Below are 20,651 nucleotides of genomic sequence, written 5' to 3'. Positions count from 1 at the left end.
ATCATGATTGAGGAAAAGAACATCATTAAAGTCGGAATGGCTGATTTAAACGTGGCTAGTTCTACAGACTTAATCCGAACTACAGGCCTTGGCTCCTGTGTCGGATTAACGATGTACGATCCTAATCTGAGGCTGGCAGGCATGGCACATGTCATGCTGCCCTCCTCGGAGATTGCCCGTGAAGGAAATCTGAATATTGCCAAGTATGCTGACACAGCCCTTCCGGAGCTGCTGAATCGCTTGATTTCCATGGGAGCATCCAGGCACCGGATTGTTGCCAAGATGGCTGGTGGCTCTCAGATGTTTGCATTTGCTGGCAGCGGGGATACGATGAGAATCGGTCCCCGGAATGTGGAATCCTGTCGGGATGTTCTGCTGGATCTGAAGATTCCACTGCTAGGTGAAGACACTGGCGGAAGTGTCGGCAGAACAATTGAATTGAATTGTGAGACTGGCGTTTTGAGTATTCGGAGCGTACAAAAAGGTGTAAAGGAACTGTAAACTATGCTATTTGGAAGCTTGCGCATTAATCTGTGGTCTGGAATATTTGGGTTTGTGCTGACATTCTTGTTATCTACCGGCAAAAACTTGCTGGTGACGAGCTTCATACGTGGCATAATTGCTTTTGTGGTATGGTTTATCCTGGCTTATCTGGTTCGCTGGGTGATCGGGTATGTATCCAGACCAGATTTGTCGTCTGCCGGGCTGTCTAACATGAGGCAGGACGGGCAGGAGCAAGGTCTCGGCACCAATCTGGACCTGGTTACTCCTGATGAGGGTGAAGATCTGAACAACATGCTGAAGCCAAAGCCGGAACCTGATCCGGCACAAGCAGCATTCACGCCTTTGAACCCGCCCAAGCTAGTTACAACCAAGGAACCTGAGGAATTGGCCAAGGCCGTTCGTCACCTGACAGACCAATAAGGAAGGGTGAACTCGATGAACGAGCGAAAAGCCGCTCATTTGAATTACTCGGAGCTGTGGGAGCAATGGAAAGAACATGGTGAAGTGGAAGCCAAAAAGCAGTTAATCGAGAACTATCTTCCCATCGTGGACTACGTCTCTGGCCGTCTGGCTGTGGGCTTGCCCAAGAATGTCTCCAAAGATGATCTGGCCAGCAATGGGGTAATGGGCTTGATTGACGCTATTGAAAAGTTTGACTACGAGCGAGGCTTGCAATTTGAGACCTACGCCTCCTGGCGTGTACGTGGCGCCATTCTGGACGGTCTTCGTCAGGGAGATTGGGTCCCGCGTTCGGTTAGAGAAAAAGCTAAACGGATTGAGGATGCCTATCAGCATCTGGAGCAGCGTTATCTCAGATCCGTAAGCGATGAAGAGATGAGCAATTACTTGGACATCTCGGAGAAGGAATTCAATACGATGCTGCAGGAAGTAGCGGTCATGTCCATTTGTTCTCTGGAGGACCCGATTCGGGAAGAGGAATCCGAGACTAGACTTTCTCTGTTGGTAGATGAAAAAGCGAAAAATCCGGATCATAAGGTCAATGAATTTTACTTGAAGGAAGCCTTGGTCCAAGGCATTGATAAGCTTACAGAGAAAGAACGTACGGTAGTATCCCTCTTGTATTATGAGGATTTATCATTAAGCGAGATTGCTGAGGTAATGTCGCTCTCCCCATCCCGCATTTCCCAGCTGCATTCCAAGGCAATTCTTCGCTTACGTGCAGCCCTAGACAAGCAAAAGGATCTGTTAATGAGCAAGGATTAAAGATAAATCGGAATGAACTGATGCAAAGGGGGCTAATTGCAATGGAGCAGCCACATACCTTAGAATCTGTACTTAAAATTACACAATCTGCTGATAAAAGCGCTGCATATCTTGAGTTCATCGAGCCGGTGGAGGATTTCACTTGCTCATTGCCGGAGTTGGAGCAGTTCGTGGAACGTAATCAGATTCGCTTTGGTGTCATCGATGCAGCACTGGCTGAATTTTCTGTTAGGCCGGAGCTGTTTTTGCATACCAAGACACTGATTGCCAAAGGAAAGCAACCGGTTCACGGTGTAGACGGCTATGTCATGTATGCAGATATTATGCTGCAGGATGATGAGCATAAGCCGCTTGAGCATAACAACGGAGTAGTAGACTATAAAGAATTAACCAGGCTGAAGAATGTGCGTAAAGGTCAGTTAATCGCTGAGTTGGTAGCTCCTGAACCTGGTGTGCCTGGTATTGCGGTCACGAATGAGGAGATTCCTTATAAGGAAGGTAAACAGGCCAGATTCAAGGTTGGAAAGAACGTAGTTATTCATCCTGAAGGGATCGCTATGTATGCGGCAATTGATGGCCTGGTTACCAAAACAGACAACGATAAGATTAATGTTTTTCCGGTCTACGAAATCAATGGAGATGTTGATTACAGCATTGGGAATGTTGATTTTGTTGGTACTGTGGTCATCCGTGGAAATGTGCTGACAGGCTTTCGTGTACGAGCAGATGGGGATATCCGTGTCATCGGAGGCGTCGAGGGAGCTGAGATTGAAGCCTCGGGCTCTGTAGAGATCAGCAGTGGCATCATCGGTTACAACAAAGGACATGTCAAGGCTGGGCAGGACGTCAAATGCTCATTTATTCAGGATGGCAATGTCATAGCAGGAGTGGATATTCTTGTATCCCAGAGCATCATGCATTCCCATGTACGCGCCGGAAGAAACGTAACTTGTGGTGGTCCGAAGGGCCTGATTGTTGGCGGAAGTATTCAGGCGGGCGAAAGGGTAAGCGCGCGCACGGTGGGGAATACAATGTCCACGTTGACTTCCATTGAAGTAGGCGTGTTGCCAGAATTGCGTAATGAATTAACAACATTGCGGGACCAGTTGAAGCTGCAGCTGGCCAGCATGGACAAGACAAATAAAGCGCTTCATATTTTGGACCAATTGGCAGCAGCTGGTCAATTGACGCCTGATAAGCTGGCGATGCGAGTAAAGCTCTCAGCTACTCAGAAATCCAGCGAGCGTGAAGCCGGTGAAATCAAGGTTCGCATTTTTGAAATTGAGAAAATGCTGGAGGATACCACCATGGCAAAGGTAGAGGTTAAGAATGTCATTTATGGTGGCTCTAAAATAGTTATCGGCAGATACACGAAATATATTAAAGATCCGGTATCAAGAATGTCATTTTATTATTTTGACGGAGATATCACTATGTCAGCTTTGGCCTAATAGCTTGTTCAGTTGAACTGATCGTTTGCAGACATCACGTGTGCTACTTGAGTCGACTGTTGCAAAATGCAAACCAGTGAAGGGTGTGGTGATGATGAGTTTGAAAGCCGTTGAATTGCAGATAGCCGTGCCTCGTACAAGTGAAGCAGGGAGGTATCAAAGCGAATATCGGCATAGAGCTATGAATGAACAATCACATCTTGGAGAACAGGCAATAAAAGATGCTGATGCCGAGCGGAATAAGCCGGTCAACGTCTCGGAATCCTCGGAGGCCTTCGTGAAGCTGAAGGACCAGGAGGACGGACAACAGCAGTCGCAACGACATCGGGATCAGAAGGCTCGCACTCAGACCGAGTCAGCAGAAGAGCCGAAGGCAGAGCATCCGTACAAAGGACACCATCTGGACCTGTCGCTATAGCAGAAAATCATCATAAGAAGGAGAAGATGGGTTGTGGAGCCATGGATCATGATTGCCCTGCTGGGGCTGGCGCTCATGCTATATGCTTGGATGCTGCCAAAGAATCAGAATGCACAAGCCTCGGACGAAAAGGTCCTGAGTAATGTAGAGGCTACGCTTGAGCAATACATGGCTGACATTGAGCATGGTAACGATGAGCTCATTGAGATCGTAACTCAGATCAAGAGTGAGCATGCAGCGAAGAATGCTGCTTTGCAAGAACAGGTTATAGAGCTGAGGCAGCGCGTCGTGGATCTGGAACGGACAGGTAGCGAGCCCGTTGAATTGTCGAAGCAAGCTGCAGATTTCATCCAGTTCCAGGAGAGGCAAGCTGCGAATTTGGTCGTAGCTGAACAAGAAGCCGCGATTACGGAGGAAGCAGTGCTTCAGGCAGAAGAGTCGGAGGTGGCTGTTCCAGAGACAAGGCCAAGCATACGGGATCGTTATCCCGAATTGTTTGCTTTATACGGGCAAGGAAAGTCTGTCGATTTCATCGTGAAGCAGACAGGAATTCAGCGCGGAGAGGTCCAGTTGATTTTACAGCTTGCCGAGCAGGAGGACCAGCATGATTAAAAAACGTTTATATATTTTTGGGCTTGGTACAGGCTTGATCGCTGGTGCTCTGTTGCTGCAGCTAGCCCTTATTGGTCAGGCACAGAGCGTGTCCTCCATGAATACGCAAGAGCTGACACGCGAGCAACTGGAGGAAGCTGCTGCGAGACTGGACCTGAAGGTGATTGAAAGCTCAGAGGAGCTTATGACAGAGGATGAGTGGCGTGAAAAGGTCATTGAGCAAGGCAACAAAACGCCTGCTGATCCGACAGCTCCAGACACGGCAAATCCCTCTCAGGAGCCATCAACCCCTTCAGAACCACAAAGCTCTGCTCCCCAGGAGACGAGCAAGCAGCAGACAGCAGTAGTGAAGGCAGTGGATACACCTAAGGAGGCAGTGGCACCGCAGCAGGCAAAGGCCGCGAAGCAGCTTGTCACCTTTCGGATTGCCCCAGGCAAGAATCTGACCGCAGTAGCAGAGGAGCTGGAGAAGTCAGGGGTTGTGCAGAGTGCCAGTGACTTCATGGAGGCAGCTAATGCCAAGAAAATAAACCGCAAAATTCGCTCAGGTACCTATACGCTTGAAAAAGGTGAGAGCCTGAATTCCATCATTACCAAATTCACGACCGTCCCTTCCCGATAAGACTATCGGACAGGGGACGGTTTTGCTGTTGCAAGGAGCTTTGTATTATGGTATATTAAATGACGGTGTTAAAAACACACGTCGATTAATTTTGCAAAGGGGTGCTTCTGCAAGGAAGTCTTTGTGGAAAATGATGTCGACGGAGGATACACTAAAAAACCAAATTTAGGAGGTGCGTGAAGATGGCAGTAATCTCCATGAAACAGCTTCTGGAAGCTGGGGTTCATTTCGGACACCAAACTCGTCGCTGGAACCCAAAAATGGATCGTTATATCTTCACTGAAAGAAACGGTATTTACATCATTGACTTGCAAAAGACAGTGAAAAAGGTAGAGGAAGCTTACAACTTCGTTAAAAGCATCGCAGCTGATAACGGCACAATCCTGTTTGTAGGAACTAAGAAACAAGCACAGGATTCTGTAAAAGAAGAAGCTACTCGTGCTGGTCAATTCTACATCAACCAACGCTGGTTGGGTGGAACATTGACTAACTTCCAAACTATTCAAAAGCGTATTGATCGCCTGAAACAACTGGAAACTTGGGAAGAGGACGGCACATTCGAAGTTCTTCCTAAGAAAGAAGTTATCCTTCTCCGCAAAGAGAAAGATCGTCTTGAGAAATTCCTGGGCGGTATCAAAAACATGAAGGGTCTGCCAAGTGCCCTGTTCATCATCGATCCTCGTAAAGAGCGCATCGCTGTTGCAGAAGCACGCAAATTGGGTATCCCAATTGTTGGTATCGTTGATACGAACTGTGATCCGGACGAAATCGACTACGTTATCCCTGGTAACGACGATGCGATCCGTGCAGTTAAATTGCTGACTGGCAAAATGGCTGACGCTGTTATGGAAGCAAACCAAGGCGAAGAGACAACTGCTTAATTAGCCCTGGATTGCTAATACACATGAATTAAATGAAAAGGGTGGTTGGTAGGTGGAAGCCTTTCACTACCCTTTTTTTAAGGAATAAATTCAGCCTTGCGTTAAAGCAAAAGGAATTAAATTCAATTTTGGAGGGAATTAAATATGGCAGTTAATGCTAGCGCAGTAAAAGAACTTCGTGAAAAAACAGGCGCAGGAATGCTCGATTGCAAAAAAGCACTCGAAGAAACAAACGGTGATTTGACGAAAGCAATCGAATTCCTGCGTGAAAAAGGTCTGGCAGCAGCAGCGAACAAAGCTGGCCGTATCGCAACTGAAGGTGTAGTTGAATCTTACATTCACGCTGGCGGTAGAATTGGTGTGCTGGTAGAAATCAACTGTGAGACTGACTTCGTAGCGAAGACAGACCAATTCAGAGAGTTCGTGCGCGACATCGCGATGCATATCGCAGCTTCCAACCCTCGCTTTGTACGTCGTGAAGAAGTATCCGCAGAAGAGCTTGAGAAAGAGAAGGAAATTCTGAAAGCTCAAGCACTGAACGAAGGTAAGCCAGCTAACATCGTTGAGAAAATGGTGGAAGGCCGCATCAGCAAGTACTACGAAGAGTTCTGCTTGATGGAGCAATCCTTTGTTAAAGATCCAGACAAGACAATCGCTACACTGCTGAACGAAAAAATCAGCACGATTGGTGAGAACATCTCCATTCGTCGTTTTGTTCGTTATGAGCTGGGCGAAGGTCTGGAGAAGAAAGAAGACAACTTCTACGAAGAAGTTATGTCTCAAGTTAAGCAATAATGATAGCCCCTCGGGGACTATAGTACATTAGACACAGAATTGGAACACGGCAACAGCGGTGTTCCTTTTCTTTAGATTATAGAATGAATAAGATTTCAGCTGAACTGAAATGCTTCTATAATCGCAAGGAAAACAACTACTACATGTGGTCTGTCTTACAGCTCCTTGACAGCATAAGCTTCCTGCGGGCACGATCCTTCGGTCCCCGGACGGGGCCAGGCTCCGTCAGGAGCTTTTGTTTCGTCAGGCGCATTAACAAATATGGAATATCAATGGAGGTTGAACATTTGGAAAGTCCAGTATTTAAACGTGTTGTCCTGAAGGTTAGTGGTGAATCATTATCGGGTCCAAATGGATACGGAATTGATGCCGATACGATTGCGTCGATTGCCCAGCAGGTTAAAGATGTAGTAGAGTTGGGTGTAGAGGTGGCGATTGTGTGCGGAGGCGGGAATATTTGGCGGGGGATTGCTGGCAGCGCCAACGGTATTGACCGTGCAACGGCTGATTATATGGGCATGCTGGCCACCGTCATGAACTCACTGGCATTGCAGGATGCCCTGGAGCAGATTGACGTTCCTACTCGCGTACAGACCTCCATTGCCATGCAACAAATTGCTGAGCCATACATACGGCGCAGAGCGATTCGCCATTTGGAGAAGGGCAGAGTAGTTATTTTTGCGGCAGGTACAGGTAACCCATTCTTCTCTACAGATACGACTGCAGCTCTTCGTGCGGCTGAAATTGAAGCTGAAGTTATTCTAATGGCCAAGAACAAAGTGGACGGAGTATACTCAGCAGATCCATTCAAGGATAGCACCGCTGAGAAGTATGAGCAGCTGACCTACCTGGATGTTCTGAACAAGAATCTGGGCGTAATGGACTCTACAGCTTCATCCCTCTGCATGGATAATAATATCCCGTTGATCGTGTTCGCGATCACGGAGCAAGGCAACATCAAACGTGTTGTGCTTGGCGAGAAAATCGGTACAATTGTAAAAGGGAGTGTAGACTAATGCCACAAGCGATTAAAAAGAACGCAGAGGAGCGCATGGATAAAGCGATCCAGGCACTCAAACGGGACCTGGCAACACTGCGTGCAGGTCGAGCGACCCCTAGTCTTCTCGATCGGATTCAGGTAGAATATTATGGAGCGCCGACACCAGTGAACCAGTTGGCGAACATTAACACGCCAGATTCTCGTACACTCATGATTCAGCCTTGGGATAAGTCCTCGCTGGCTGACATCGAGCGTGCTATTCAGAAATCGGATCTTGGTCTGACTCCGTCAAATGACGGTAACCAGATTCGTCTGAGCATCCCAGCGTTAACGGAAGAGCGCCGTGTGGAGCTCGTGAAGATGACGAAGAAGTTCGGTGAAGAAGCCAAAGTTGCTGTGCGTAATATTCGTCGTGATGCTAATGATGATATCAAAAAGCTGGAGAAGACAGATATTTCTGAGGATGAGTCTCGTCGCCATCAGGATGATATTCAGAAAGCAACAGATAAATTCATTGCAGAGGTAGATAAAGTACTCGCTGCGAAAGAAAAAGAAATCATGGAAGTATAAGTGAGAGACCTCGGACCCCTCCGTCAAGGTGGGGTTTGTCTCTTTATGGGCCATGATTCATTTCGGGGAGAATGTTGGAGGATTAGCATGATCAAACGGGTTCGGTCCTGGTGGAGCGGGGGACATAAAGAGCAGACACCGACCATTTCAAACGATAATATTCCGCAGCATGTTGCCATAATCATGGATGGGAACGGCAGATGGGCTAAGAGAATCGGTATGCCACGCACGGTAGGACACCAGAACGGTATGAAAGCTGTAAAGCGTGCGACAATCGCCGCAAGTGATCTCGGTATCCGGTATTTGACGATGTATGCCTTCTCAACGGAGAACTGGACGCGCCCCAAAGAAGAAGTCGATTTTCTGATGCGGCTTCCACAGGAATTTCTAGCGATTGAGCTAGATGAACTGATCGAAAATAATGTTCAAGTACGTATGATGGGGCATGAGGAGTATTTACCCTCGTATACACGGGAACCATTATTGGAGGCGATCCGGCGGACGGAGCATAATACAGGACTTGTGCTTAATTTTGCCCTGAATTATGGGAGTCGTATGGAAATAACGGAATGCATGAAAACGCTCGGACGTGAGGTTGAAGCGGGCCGTCTGAAGGCTGAGGATATTACGTCAGAATTGATCGATCAATCCTTGCTTACGAATGGAATGCCTGATCCGGATCTGCTGATCCGTACAAGTGGGGAGCTCAGACTGAGCAACTTTATGCTCTGGCAGCTGGCGTACAGTGAGCTTTGGTTCACAGATATCTATTGGCCCGATTTTACCAAGGAGCATTTATACGAAGCAGTGGCTGAGTATCAACGCAGGACACGGAGATACGGCGGCCTGAAGTAATGGAGGTTGAAGCCGTTGAAGCAGCGATTGCTGACAGGCATTATAGCAGGTGCCCTGTTTTTTATGATGGTCTATCTGGGAGGGCTACCCTATCATATCCTGATTCTTGCTATGGCCTTGATTGGCATACATGAATTCATTCGTATGATCAAGGTCCCTTCATTTAGCATAGAAGCTCTTCTGAGCTATGTAGGAGTTCTGCTATTGGTATTTCCATATGAGCCTCTACAAGTACAACCACCTCTGGAATTGTCCAGTATGCTGTGGATATGGTTGACTTTATTTCTGGTCATTACGGTACTGTCCAAAAATAGGGTGAACATCAATACAGCAGCATTACTGTTTCTGGGTACTGTTTATGTGGGGGTTGGCTTTTCTGCGATTGCGGATTCAAGACATATGGCATATGGATTATTTTGGACCATATTGCTGTTGGCCAGTATATGGTCCAGTGATGCAGGAGCTTATTTTGCAGGAAAGGCGTTCGGTCGTACGAAGCTATGGCCTTCCATCAGTCCGAATAAGACAATTGAAGGCTCTGTGGGAGGGATTATACTTGCTGTCGTCATAGCTGTAGTATTTTCCTGGTTCTCGGGTGGGCTTCTTACAGTGGGACATGCGATTGTCATTGGCTTGGCCTGCTCCCTCGTTGGACAATTAGGAGATTTGATTCAGTCTGCTTACAAACGGGCCTATGATATCAAGGATTCAGGTCGATTACTGCCAGGTCATGGAGGTATTCTGGACCGTTGTGACAGCTGGATTGTAGTATTTCCTTTCATACATATGTTTCTGCTCCCTTTTTGAGAGAGGCAGGAAGGTTTATGAGTTATCGTGAGGAAGGTGCATGATGAAGAGGATTTCATTACTTGGTTCCACCGGCTCTATTGGTACACAGACGTTGGATGTGGTGGCTATGCATCCTGAAGCCTATCAGATTGAAGGTCTGGCAGCTGGCCAGAATGTAGAGTTGCTACTGGAGCAGGCACTGCGCTTTCGGCCGAAAAAAGTATCCGTCGCTACTCAGAAGCTAGCCGAACAAGTGAGACAGCAGCTTCCAGAAGACATAGCAGTTTACTGGGGAGACGAGGGGTTAGTTGAGGTAGCTGCAGGAACCGATGCTGAGCTCGTCGTAACGGCGGTGATGGGAAGCGTGGGCCTGCGCTCTACACTTGCGGCGATCGAGGCAGGCAAGCATATCGGACTAGCTAACAAGGAGACGTTGGTGACGGCTGGACACATCGTTACGCAGCGAGCTCGTCAGAAAGGTGTAGCGCTATTGCCTGTTGATAGTGAGCATTCTGCGATCTTTCAGTGCTTGAATGGTGAGGATCTGAATCGCGTGTCCCACATTACGTTGACGGCCTCGGGGGGATCCTTTCGCCATCTCAGTCGTGCCGAGCTAGAGCGTGTGAGCGTGGAGGATGCGCTCAAGCATCCGAACTGGTCCATGGGAGCGAAGATAACGATTGATTCAGCTACCATGGTGAACAAAGGCCTTGAGGTCATTGAGGCCCATTGGCTGTTCGGAATCGACTATGATCGCATTCATGTGCTGCTTCATCCAGAGAGTATTATCCATTCCTATGTAGAGTTCGTTGATACTAGCATGATTGCTCAGTTAGGGAATCCGGATATGCGGGTCCCGATCCAATATGCACTGACCTATCCTGACCGGATGCCTTCTCCCGCCAAGCCATTGTCGCTTGCGCAGGTAGGGAAGTTGCATTTTAGCGAGATGGATTATGAGCGTTATCCGGCATTACGCTTGGCTTTTGAATGCGGCAAGGCTGGTGGCACGGCGGCTACAGCATTTAATGCAGCCAATGAAGTGGCGGTAGCCCGCTTCTTGAAGGGAGAGATTCCTTTCCTCCGGATCGAAGAGATTATTGAGCGAATCGTCAGCCAGCATCAGCCGGTGAGGCAGCCTGACCTGGAAGCTATTGAATGGGCGGATCAGGAAGCTCGCAAGGCTGCGTCGGTGCTATAGACCTGTAGCCACGCTAGTAAGCCAATGAGCTCCTCAGAGATGAACGAGCTGCGTTAGATCGATTAATACGAGACTGTATAGGCTATGATTCATGGCTGATCTGCAGTCTCGTTTTTTTAAGCTTATAGCATGATTTTCGTAGAGTAGATTGAGAATCCGCTGAGAGTATGAACCATTTGCCAACCATCAAAAACTCTTGGTATTATAAAAGAATAATGTTATCCTAGAACATGCATATTATAGTATAAGGAGGTGTCGACCAGTTGGAGACTATTAAGATCGTGATCTATATTTTCTTCATGTTTTTTCTAGTTGTTGCGGTACATGAATGGGGTCATTACTACTTTGCAAAGCGTGCTGGCATTTTGGTCCGTGAGTTTGCTATTGGCTTTGGGCCCAAGATGTTTTCATATAAGAAGAATGAAACTCAGTTCACTTTTCGCCTGTTACCGTTTGGAGGCTTCGCTAGAATGGCCGGGGAAGACCCGGATTTGATTCAGATCGAGCCCGGTCAGACCATTAATGTTAGATTGACTGACGGATTGGTTAAGAGAATGTTCACTGACGATCTGGACAAGCAGAAGAATGTCATCCAGGGCGAGGTACAGCATATCGATCTGGAGGATGCACTCACGATTACACTGCTCGCAGACGGTGAAACGATGACCTATTCTGTCCACCCCCAGGCGATCATTGTGAGCAAAGGCCGTGAGATACAGATTGCTCCGAGAGATCGACAGTACGGCAGTAAGACGGTCGGACAACGTGCCTTGGCTATTTTTGCTGGACCTTTGATGAATTTTGTGTTGGCCTTTTTTTTATTTGCTATCTACATTCAGGTCAACGGTGTTCAAATTGATAACCCAACCTACATAAAAATAGGAGAGATCACTGCAGGCTCACCAGCCGAGCAGGCTGGATTGCAGAAGGGTGATATCATCAATGAGATCAATGGTACCCCTGTTGGAGCGGACCAGCAAAAAGCCATTGAACTGATCTCTGGTTCACAGGATGTACCAATGAGCTGGCAGATTAAGCGTGAGGATAAGCCGATGGATATCACTGTAGTTCCGAGAGCGATGCCTGGCCAGGAAGGCGGCAAGGTGGGGATTAGTCTGGAATTGCCGACTCGGAGTGCAGGGATCGGTGAGACATTGAAGCTGTCAGGACAGTACACAGTAGATACATCCATGCTAATCTTCCGTGGATTGCAGCAGCTCGTTCAGAATTTTGCACTTGATGACATTGGTGGCCCCGTCAGAACAATTGAGGTTACAGGTCAGGTGGCAAAGTCAGGACTCGTGCAGATGATGTATTGGACAGCTATGATCAGCATTAATCTCGGTATCTTCAACCTACTGCCAATTCCAGCGCTTGATGGTAGCAGACTGATCTTCCTCGGGATTGAAGCCGTTCGTGGCAAGCCTATTGATCCTAGCCGTGAGGGCATGGTGCATTTCGTTGGATTTGCGATGCTGTTCCTGCTTATGCTTGCGGTAACTTATAACGATATATTACGCTTGATCAGCGGTTAATTAATGGTCGTATGCAGGCTAGAATGCTTGTAGACGGTACGGGAGGACGCTTTTCTAATGTCAAAAGATAAACAGTTTGTATCCGAAATAACACCACAGGGAGAAGACTTCTCCCGCTGGTACATTGATGTCATCAAAAAAGCTGAACTAATGGACTATTCCCCAGTTCGTGGCTGTATTGTGTTCCGTCCGGACGGATTCGAGATCTGGGAGCATATCAAGGATGCGATGGACGAGCGTTTTAAGGCAACAGGTCATCGTAATGCTTATTTCCCAATGTTCATTCCAGAGAGCTTCTTCCAGAAAGAAAAGGAGCACGTGGAAGGCTTCAATCCAGAGCTGCCATGGGTAACGGAGGCAGGCGGAGAGAAGCTCGAAGAGCGACTTGCGATTCGTCCTACCTCAGAGACGATGATCGGACACATGTATTCCAAGTGGATTCAGTCATACCGTGACCTGCCAGTACTCATAAACCAATGGGCAAACGTAGTTCGATGGGAGAAGAGAACACTTCCATTCTTGCGCACGAGCGAATTCTTGTGGCAGGAAGGTCACACCGCTCATGAGAATGAAGAGGAAGCTCGCGAAGAGACCATGAAGATGCTGGAGGTCTATCGCGAAGTGATTGAGGAAGTACTTGCGATTCCTGTTATTACAGGGCAGAAGACTCCTTCAGAGCGGTTTGCTGGTGCTGTGGATACCTTCTCGTTGGAAGCGATGATGAGAGACGGACGCGCAGTACAAGCGGGAACCTCCCACTATCTCGGAACAAAATTTGCGGTAGCGTTCGATATCAAGTATTTGAGCCGGGACAATAATCTGGAATATGCGCATACGACGTCCTGGGGAACAAGCACACGTCTCATTGGCTCCATGATTATGGTGCATGGTGACGACCGTGGTCTAGCCCTTCCACCGAAGGTAGCTCCTACGCAGGTCGTGATGATTCCAATCGGCCCACCAAAGACACGGGATGCTGTCCTCGCTCGTACCGATGAGCTGTTCGAGGATTTGAAGAAGGCTGGTATTCGGGTTAAGGTTGACGATCGGTCCGATGTAAGCCCAGGCTGGAAATTCAACGAATATGAAATGCGCGGAGTACCTGTACGTCTTGAGCTTGGACCACGTGACATGGAGAATGGCGTCTGTGTACTCGTATCCCGCATCAGCGGAGAGAAGAAGGTCATTGAGCAAGCAAGGCTGGTTGAGGAAGTTCAAGCTATGCTGGAGCAAGTGCAGCGTGAGATGTTTGAACGGGCCAAAGGTTTCATGAATGAGCATTTCTATGACGTTGACACCTTGGATGAAATGAAAGCCTTAATGGAAGAAAAACGTGGCTTCACATTGGCAGGCTGGTGTGGTTCTGAGACTTGTGAGGACCAAGTGAAGGAAGTTACGGGAGCAACCAGCCGTAATATTCCATTCAAGCCTGCAGTGGTGAAGGAGACATGTCTGTGCTGTGGCAAGCCTGCGGCGCATACTGTAGTGTTCGCTAGAGCCTATTAATAGCTCGAAGCAGCAATTGCTTTGTGGGGATAGGTATGGGTTAAGGTGAATGATCATTCACCACCACCGTATTCGATACGGTATGAATAGAGTATATAAGAAGCTTCTGTTGCAGAGCAGTGACGCACAGAAGCTTTTTACATGGGCGTTCATACAAGTGCTGTTAAGTATAAGCGTCGTTATGTATAAGCATCCTTTTCGTATAGCTCCTTCATATAAGCGTAGTATTGTTCAATCAACTAATCTTGATATCCTGATATAATGATGTGAGAGAACAGGAGATTTCAAAGTTCCAGGAGGGGAAAGCATGAGCGGAACTGAAGATAAGAGACATAGGCTGGAATTATTGATGAAGCAGGCTGAGATGCCGGCGGCTGTCGTTGATCCCTATTTTCTGGATGGACGAATTGAGCGGGTAGAGATCAGCAAGGCGAATAAAGAATGGCATATTATTCTGCACAAGGAGACGCTTGTACCTGCCCAAGTATATCGAACCTTCTGCCTGCGGATACAAGAGAAGCTGCAGCATATCGCGAAGATCACCTTCGGGTTCCAGTATGCAGAGGCTGTTGGGCATGAAGTGATCGTTCAAGAGTACTGGAGATTGTTCCTGGAGTGGGTGCATAGAGAGATTCCTTCTGTGAATGGGTGGCTAACGAGAGCAGGGCAAGAATGGGATGAGGGGCTATTGACCTTGAACATGACAGATGCCATGTCACTGGAGCTTGCCCGCAAGAAGCAGATTGATCAGGCGATCATCCGCTTCTACAATCAGTATTTCCATGTTCCGCTGCGTATTAAAATCCAGGCGGGAGAGACAGATCAGGCAGCCTTGGAAGAATTCCAGCAGAAGAAGCTTGAAGAGGAACGGGAAGTCATCCAAGCCATGATGGAGAGCATTGAGTCGGAAATGCCACCGGCAGATGAGGACGAAGGCGATGTTCGACTTCAGTTCGGCTATGATATCAAGGAGCCGGCCGTTCCCATGCAAGAGATTCAGGATGAGGAGAAGAAGGTGACCCTGCAGGGGACAATCTTCGGTCTGGATCGCAAAGAGCTAAGAAACGGCAGCACGCTGTTCACCTTCTACCTGACCGACTTTACTGATTCCTTGCAGATGAAGATGTTCGCCAAGACCAAAGAGGATCTCAAGATACTTAGCCTATTGGCCAACGGTAAATGGGTCAAGGTGCGAGGTCGCGTCGAATATGATCGCTTCATGCAGGTGCCAGAGCTCGCGATGATACCTTCTGATCTGGTCGAGGTACAGGCTCCGCCTTCACGCAAGGATAACGCTCCCGTTAAGCGGGTGGAATTCCATCTGCATACGAAGATGAGCACGATGGATGCGGTAACCTCAATAGATACGTATGTGAAGACTGCAGCCAAGTGGGGACATAAGGCGATTGCCGTGACGGATCACGGTGGCGTGCAGTGTTACCCGGAAGCTGCCAAGGCAGCCAAAAAAAATGATATTAAAATGATATACGGGGTAGAGGCCAACGTCGTCAATGATGCCGTAGAGGTCGTCATGCAGGCCGTACCACTGGAGCTGAAGACGGCTACCTTTGTCGTATTTGATATTGAGACGACGGGATTATCCGTAACCCAGAACAAGATTATTGAGATTGCTGCTGTAAAAATGCAGGAGGGCAAGGAAATTGACCGTTATGCTACCTTTGTCAATCCGCATGAACGAATTCCCTACAATATTCAGCAGTTGACCAATATTAATGATGAGATGGTGAAGGATGCTCCGGATGTTGAGCCTGTCATGAGAGAATTTGTCGAATTCGTGGGGGATGGAGTGCTTGTTGCTCATAATGCCCGCTTTGATATCGGCTTTATCCAGGCTACCCTGAAGCAGATGGGGCTGCCGGAGCTGCAAAACCCGGTGCTGGATACTTTGGAGCTGGCACGGATGCTCTTTCCAACGATGAAGAATCACAGGCTGAACACTTTATCAGATAAATATAAAGTAGCGCTGGAGAGCCACCACCGGGCCATTGATGATACGCTTGCGCTCGGTGGAGTATTGAATGGACTCCTGAATGATGCGGCACAATTGAAGGGAATGACCATGCTGGACAGACTGAACGACTATGTCGGCAAGGATCTGTCAACTGCACGTCCATTCCACTGCTGCATCTATGCGCTCAACCCTGTCGGGAAGAAAAACCTGTACAAGCTGGTCTCCATGTCTCACACAGAATACTTCAAGCGCGTGCCGTGCATTCCCAAGTCCAAGCTGACAGAGATGCGTGAAGGTCTTCTTATCATCTCTGGCTGCGAGAAGGGTGAATTCTTCGAGGCGGTGCTGAACAAGTCGGTGGAAGAGGCTGAGGAGGTAGCGGCCTTCTATGATGTGCTGGAGATTCAACCTCTTACGATGTACATGCACCTGGTGGAGAAGCAGCTGGTGAGTGATCCCGAAGCGCTGAAAATAGCTATTCGCAAAGTCTGTGATATCGGAGATCGACTAGGCAAGCCAGTTATTGCTACGGGCAATGTGCATTACCTGGAGACAAGGGATAAGCTGTACCGGGATATTACCATTCATGGGATCACGGGCTTCAGTCCACTTAAAGGAATGCGCAAACCAGATGCCCATCTGCGGACCACCGAAGAAATGCTGGCAGAGTTTGAGTTTTTGGGGAAAGAGAAGGCGCTCGAAGTCGTTGTTACCAACACAAATGATCTCGCGGATCGTTTTGAATCGCTGAAGCTGTTCCCGGATGAGCTGTTCACTCCAGTTCTGGAGGGAGCAGATGAGGAAATTCGAAATACTTGCTATGAAACAGCCAAGTCCATATATGGAGAGGATCTGCCTGAAGTAGTGGTGGCTCGCCTGGAGAAGGAGCTGGAGCCCATCATCAAATACGGCTTCTCTGCCAACTATCTTATTTCTGAGCGTCTCGTTAAGAAATCGAATCAGGATGGATATCTGGTAGGCTCACGGGGCTCGGTTGGCTCCTCTGTCGTTGCGACCTTCCTCGGTATTTCAGAGGTTAACCCGCTTCCGGCGCATTACATTTGTGTCAATTCGGAATGTAAATACAGTGAGTGGTTCCTCGACGGAAGTATCCCGAGCGGCTTCGATCTCCCGGACAAGGATTGCCCGCACTGTGGGGGCAGACTGAAGGGAGAAGGGCAGGATATTCCGTTCGAGACCTTCCTGGGCTTCAAGGGGGACAAGGTTCCCGATATCGACTTGAACTTCTCCGGTGAGTATCAGCCGACGGCTCACAACTATACGAAGGAGCTGTTCGGGGAAAAAAGTGTATTTCGGGCAGGAACGATCGGTACGGTAGCGGAGAAGACTGCCTTCGGCTTCGCCAAGAAATACGAAGAAGAGCATAACCAAAGATGGCGCGGGGCCGAGCTGAACCGTCTTGCTTCTGGCTGTACAGGGGTTAAGCGGAGCACCGGGCAGCACCCGGGCGGGATCGTGGTTGTTCCTGACTATATGGAAGTTGAGGACATTACTCCGGTTCAATTCCCGGCCGATGATACGAATGCTGAATGGAAGACGACACACTTTGATTATCACGCTTTCGATGCGAACCTGCTGAAGCTCGATATTCTGGGCCACGATGATCCGACCATGATGAGAATGCTGCAAGATCTGACGGGTGTTGATCCCACTAGTATTCCGATGAATGATCCAAAGGTCATGAGCATGTTCAACTCCACAGAGGCGCTGGGTGTTACTTCCGAACAGATTCGAACCCCAGTGGCCACTTACGGGGTACCGGAGATGGGAACAAAGTTCGTAAGGCAGATGCTCGTGGAATCACAGCCGTCATCCTTTGCGGATTTGCTACAGATTTCGGGATTGTCTCACGGTACGGGCGTATGGTTGGGGAATGCGCAGGATCTGATCAAAAATGGAACCTGTAACATCAAGACAGTCATCGGGTGTCGTGATGATATCATGCTGTTCCTGATCTATAAAGCGGGCATGGATGCCAGCCTTGCCTTCAAAATTACCGAAAGTGTTCGTAAGGGTAAGGGGCTGCCGCCAGAGTGGATCGAGGAGATGAAGAAATGCAAGGTGCCGCAATGGTACATTGATTCCTGCTTGAAAATCCAGTACATGTTCCCGAAGGCGCACGCCGCGGCTTATGTTATCTCTGCCGTACGTACAGCCTTCTTCAAGCTATATCACCCGATCGAATATTATGCGACATATTTCTCTGTTCGTGCCGCAGATTTCGATATTGAGCTTTGCTGTCAGGGCTATGAGGCCATTTATCGTAAAATTGTGGAGATTGAGCAGCTAGGCTTCCAGGCGCCGCCGAAGGAGAAAAACATGCTGCCAATCCTTGAGATGGCACTCGAAATGACTGCCCGCGGCTTCAGCTTCAAGTCGATTGATCTGTACCGTTCCGAGGCGACACGCTTTAAGGTAGATGGCGATGCATTGATTCCTCCATTCGGTGCCTTGCAGGGGATTGGTGAGAATGCCGCACGTAACATTGCCGCAGCTCGCGAGCAGGGAGAATTCTTGTCCGTTGAGGACTTCCAGCAGAAATCCAAGGCAAGTAAGACGATTATTGAATTGCTGTCTCAAATGGGCTGCTTCCGTGGACTCCCTGAAAGCAATCAATTGTCACTGTTCTAGCAGTCAATGTGTTGCTGCGGGATACGGATTCAGTCAAGTCCCGGCACTTGTCACTTACATGATGGTATGGTATAATTTTTTTGGTAATTACGGATATAGGCTCGTTGCTAAAAGAGTGGGGAAACCCACTCTTTCATATTTGCTACAGAAGAAATTCGCCCGAAATTGATGATTTTCTCATGTCCTATGCCCTGTAACTAACGAAAGCTGCCCGACAAGTAATCTGATCTACTTGGATTGCTTCTCTGGATAACTTCATATACTACGCCATAAAAAGGCAGCCCGTTGGCTGTAAACGCCGACAACATCACTTGAGTTCAGCTTGCTTGGTCTATGTACCATAGCGGGCGAACTGGAAACGATACTCTTGGAGGTTATAATCTTTGAGCACACCAAAGATCAAATCTATCGTGGAAGAAATGGTCCAACCTTATTTACTTGAGCATGGCTTCGAACTGGTCGATGTCGAATATGTCAAGGAAGGAAGCAACTGGTTTTTGCGTGTCTTCGTTGACAAGGATGGCGGTATTGATCTGGACGATTGCAGTATGATCAGTGAATTTCTCAGTCAGAAGCTGGATGAGAATGATCCGGTCTCTGATGCTTATTTCCTGGAGGTATCTTCTCCTGGAGCTGAGCGTCCGCTGAAGAAGGCACAGGACGTAGCCAAGGCCGTTGGGAAAAATGTGTTTGTGACCACCTACGAACCAATAAGCGGTCTCAAGGAATTCGAAGGCAAGCTGGTTTCCTTTGAGAACGATGAGCTGACGGTTCAAATAGGTAACAAAACGTATACATTGCCATATGCCAAGGTAGCGGGAGCGAGACTGGCGATCATATTTTAATGCTTGACACACACACGAATGACTGTTTAGTCCTGCGGTGAGAGGCGGCCTTGATGTATCAGCAAGCTTTCTCATAGCAGGGCGCCATGATATGAAAGGGGGAGAAACAAGTCCATGAGTATGGATTTTATTGAAGCAATGAATGAATTGGAGAGAGAGAAGGGCATCAGTAAGGATGTTCTGTTCGAGGCGATTGAGGCCGCTTTGATCTCCAGCTACAAGCGTAATTTTAATACGGCTCAGAATGTGCGTGTTGATATGAACCGTAACACTGGGGTAATTAAGGTGTATGCCCGCAAGTTGATTGTGGAAGAGGTGCTGGACCCGCGTACGGAGATTTCTTTGCCAGCTGCCCGCGAAATCAACCCACATTTCCAACTGGAGGATATTGCAGAGATCGAAGTTACACCGCGTGATTTCGGACGCATCGCAGCACAGACGGCCAAGCAGGTTGTCACACAGCGCATTCGTGAAGCTGAGCGTGGTCTGATCTACAATGCCTTCGTAGACAAAGAAGAGGACATCGTTACTGGAACGGTGCAGCGTCAGGATCTGCGTAATATTTATGTGGATCTGGGTAAGGTAGAAGCTGTGCTTCCGCTGGGCGAGCTCATGCCGAACGAGAAGTTCAATCATCTGGATCGAATCAAGGCTTACATTACTAAGGTAGAGAACACCACCAAGGGGCCGCAAATTATGCTGTCTCGCTCGCATCCAGGCCTCCTCAAACGCCTGTTCGAGCTGGAGGTGCCTGAGATCTTTGATGGTGTCGTTGAGATTCGCTCCGTTGCGCGTGAAGCAGGCTTCCGCTCCAAAATTGCTGTGTATTCGAGAAATACAGAAGTCGATCCGGTTGGCTCCTGTGTCGGCCCGAGAGGGACTCGTGTCCAGACTATCGTGAACGAGCTGCGTGGTGAGAAGATTGACATTGTGCGCTTCTCTGATAATGTGGATGAATATGTGGCAAATGCACTCAGCCCATCCAAGGTACTGGAAGTACAGGTGTTTGAAGAAGAGAAGATGGCACGAGTAATCGTACCGGATTATCAGCTCTCCCTTGCGATCGGTATCAAAGGACAAAATGCCCGTCTGGCTGCCAAGCTCACTGGATGGAAGATCGATATTAAGAGTGAGACGCAGGCGGAAGAGGAATTCGGCAGACCGAGAACATCCGATGGAGAAATGCATCAGGATTCCGTATCCGTCGATTAGTGGCAAT

Annotated in this window: 19 protein-coding genes; all 19 read left to right on the top strand. The window is 48.3% G+C overall.

All coding sequences use genetic code 11. The annotated features are described in order from the left end of the window. Positions 1-3: 3 nt before the first annotated feature. The gene (locus tag K331_RS0104610; RefSeq protein WP_028589376.1) at positions 4-501 is read left to right on the top strand and encodes a chemotaxis protein CheD; all 498 of its coding nucleotides are present in this window, start codon (positions 4-6) and stop codon (positions 499-501) included. A gap of 3 nt (positions 502-504) precedes the next feature. Then, complete coding sequence (locus K331_RS0104605; protein WP_018883382.1) at positions 505-924, top strand: hypothetical protein; 420 nt, start codon at positions 505-507, stop codon at positions 922-924. 15 nt (positions 925-939) lie between these two features. After that, positions 940-1,728 (top strand): FliA/WhiG family RNA polymerase sigma factor, encoded by a 789-nt coding sequence (locus K331_RS0104600; RefSeq protein WP_018883381.1) that lies wholly within the window; start codon positions 940-942, stop codon positions 1,726-1,728. A 41-nt stretch (positions 1,729-1,769) separates the two neighbouring features. After that, the gene (locus tag K331_RS0104595) at positions 1,770-3,179 is read left to right on the top strand and encodes a DUF342 domain-containing protein (protein ID WP_028589375.1); all 1,410 of its coding nucleotides are present in this window, start codon (positions 1,770-1,772) and stop codon (positions 3,177-3,179) included. A 91-nt stretch (positions 3,180-3,270) separates the two neighbouring features. Then, positions 3,271-3,597, top strand: coding sequence for a hypothetical protein (locus K331_RS0104590; protein ID WP_226383531.1), 327 nt, complete (start codon positions 3,271-3,273; stop codon positions 3,595-3,597). Positions 3,598-3,630: 33 nt separating this feature from the next. After that, the gene (locus K331_RS0104585; RefSeq protein ID WP_028589373.1) at positions 3,631-4,209 is read left to right on the top strand and encodes a hypothetical protein; all 579 of its coding nucleotides are present in this window, start codon (positions 3,631-3,633) and stop codon (positions 4,207-4,209) included. After that, positions 4,202-4,831: an endolytic transglycosylase MltG gene (locus tag K331_RS0104580; protein ID WP_028589372.1), complete on the top strand. Its 630-nt coding sequence runs from the start codon at positions 4,202-4,204 to the stop codon at positions 4,829-4,831. The genes K331_RS0104585 and K331_RS0104580 overlap by 8 nt, the downstream gene beginning before the upstream one ends. Positions 4,832-5,013: 182 nt before the next feature. Continuing rightward, positions 5,014-5,712: a 30S ribosomal protein S2 gene (rpsB, locus tag K331_RS0104575; RefSeq protein ID WP_018883376.1), complete on the top strand. Its 699-nt coding sequence runs from the start codon at positions 5,014-5,016 to the stop codon at positions 5,710-5,712. A gap of 144 nt (positions 5,713-5,856) precedes the next feature. Beyond that, entirely contained in the window at positions 5,857-6,507 is a 651-nt protein-coding gene (gene tsf, locus K331_RS0104570; protein WP_018883375.1) for a translation elongation factor Ts, read from the top strand. Positions 6,508-6,794: 287 nt separating this feature from the next. Further along, positions 6,795-7,523 carry a UMP kinase gene (pyrH, locus tag K331_RS0104565; protein ID WP_028589371.1) on the top strand — a complete coding sequence of 243 codons (729 nt, stop codon included), beginning with the start codon at positions 6,795-6,797 and terminating at the stop codon, positions 7,521-7,523. After that, entirely contained in the window at positions 7,523-8,077 is a 555-nt protein-coding gene (frr, locus tag K331_RS0104560) for a ribosome recycling factor (RefSeq protein WP_018883373.1), read from the top strand. The genes pyrH and frr overlap by 1 nt, the downstream gene beginning before the upstream one ends. An 87-nt stretch (positions 8,078-8,164) precedes the next feature. Further along, on the top strand, positions 8,165-8,932 hold the full coding sequence (locus tag K331_RS0104555) for an isoprenyl transferase (protein WP_028589370.1): 768 nt from the start codon (positions 8,165-8,167) through the stop codon (positions 8,930-8,932). A gap of 15 nt (positions 8,933-8,947) precedes the next feature. Beyond that, positions 8,948-9,739, top strand: coding sequence for a phosphatidate cytidylyltransferase (locus K331_RS0104550; RefSeq protein ID WP_028589369.1), 792 nt, complete (start codon positions 8,948-8,950; stop codon positions 9,737-9,739). A gap of 43 nt (positions 9,740-9,782) precedes the next feature. Next, on the top strand, positions 9,783-10,922 hold the full coding sequence (locus tag K331_RS0104545; RefSeq protein ID WP_028589368.1) for a 1-deoxy-D-xylulose-5-phosphate reductoisomerase: 1,140 nt from the start codon (positions 9,783-9,785) through the stop codon (positions 10,920-10,922). Positions 10,923-11,185: 263 nt separating this feature from the next. Beyond that, a complete protein-coding gene (rseP, locus tag K331_RS0104540) occupies positions 11,186-12,457 on the top strand; it encodes an RIP metalloprotease RseP (protein WP_018883369.1) in 1,272 nt (423 codons plus the stop codon). Positions 12,458-12,514: 57 nt separating this feature from the next. Then, a complete protein-coding gene (proS, locus tag K331_RS0104535) occupies positions 12,515-13,963 on the top strand; it encodes a proline--tRNA ligase (protein ID WP_028589367.1) in 1,449 nt (482 codons plus the stop codon). A 307-nt stretch (positions 13,964-14,270) separates the two neighbouring features. Then, positions 14,271-18,587 carry a PolC-type DNA polymerase III gene (locus K331_RS0104530; RefSeq protein WP_028589366.1) on the top strand — a complete coding sequence of 1,439 codons (4,317 nt, stop codon included), beginning with the start codon at positions 14,271-14,273 and terminating at the stop codon, positions 18,585-18,587. Positions 18,588-18,970: 383 nt separating this feature from the next. After that, a complete protein-coding gene (gene rimP / locus K331_RS0104525) occupies positions 18,971-19,432 on the top strand; it encodes a ribosome maturation factor RimP (protein WP_025679867.1) in 462 nt (153 codons plus the stop codon). 114 nt (positions 19,433-19,546) lie between these two features. Next, the gene (gene nusA, locus K331_RS0104520) at positions 19,547-20,644 is read left to right on the top strand and encodes a transcription termination factor NusA (protein WP_018883365.1); all 1,098 of its coding nucleotides are present in this window, start codon (positions 19,547-19,549) and stop codon (positions 20,642-20,644) included. Positions 20,645-20,651 lie beyond the last annotated feature (7 nt).

Origin of the sequence: Paenibacillus massiliensis subsp. panacisoli DSM 21345, assembly GCF_000426545.1 — a bacterium.
GTDB lineage: Bacteria > Bacillota > Bacilli > Paenibacillales > Paenibacillaceae > Paenibacillus > Paenibacillus panacisoli.
This window is presented reverse-complemented; position numbering and strand designations above follow the sequence as displayed.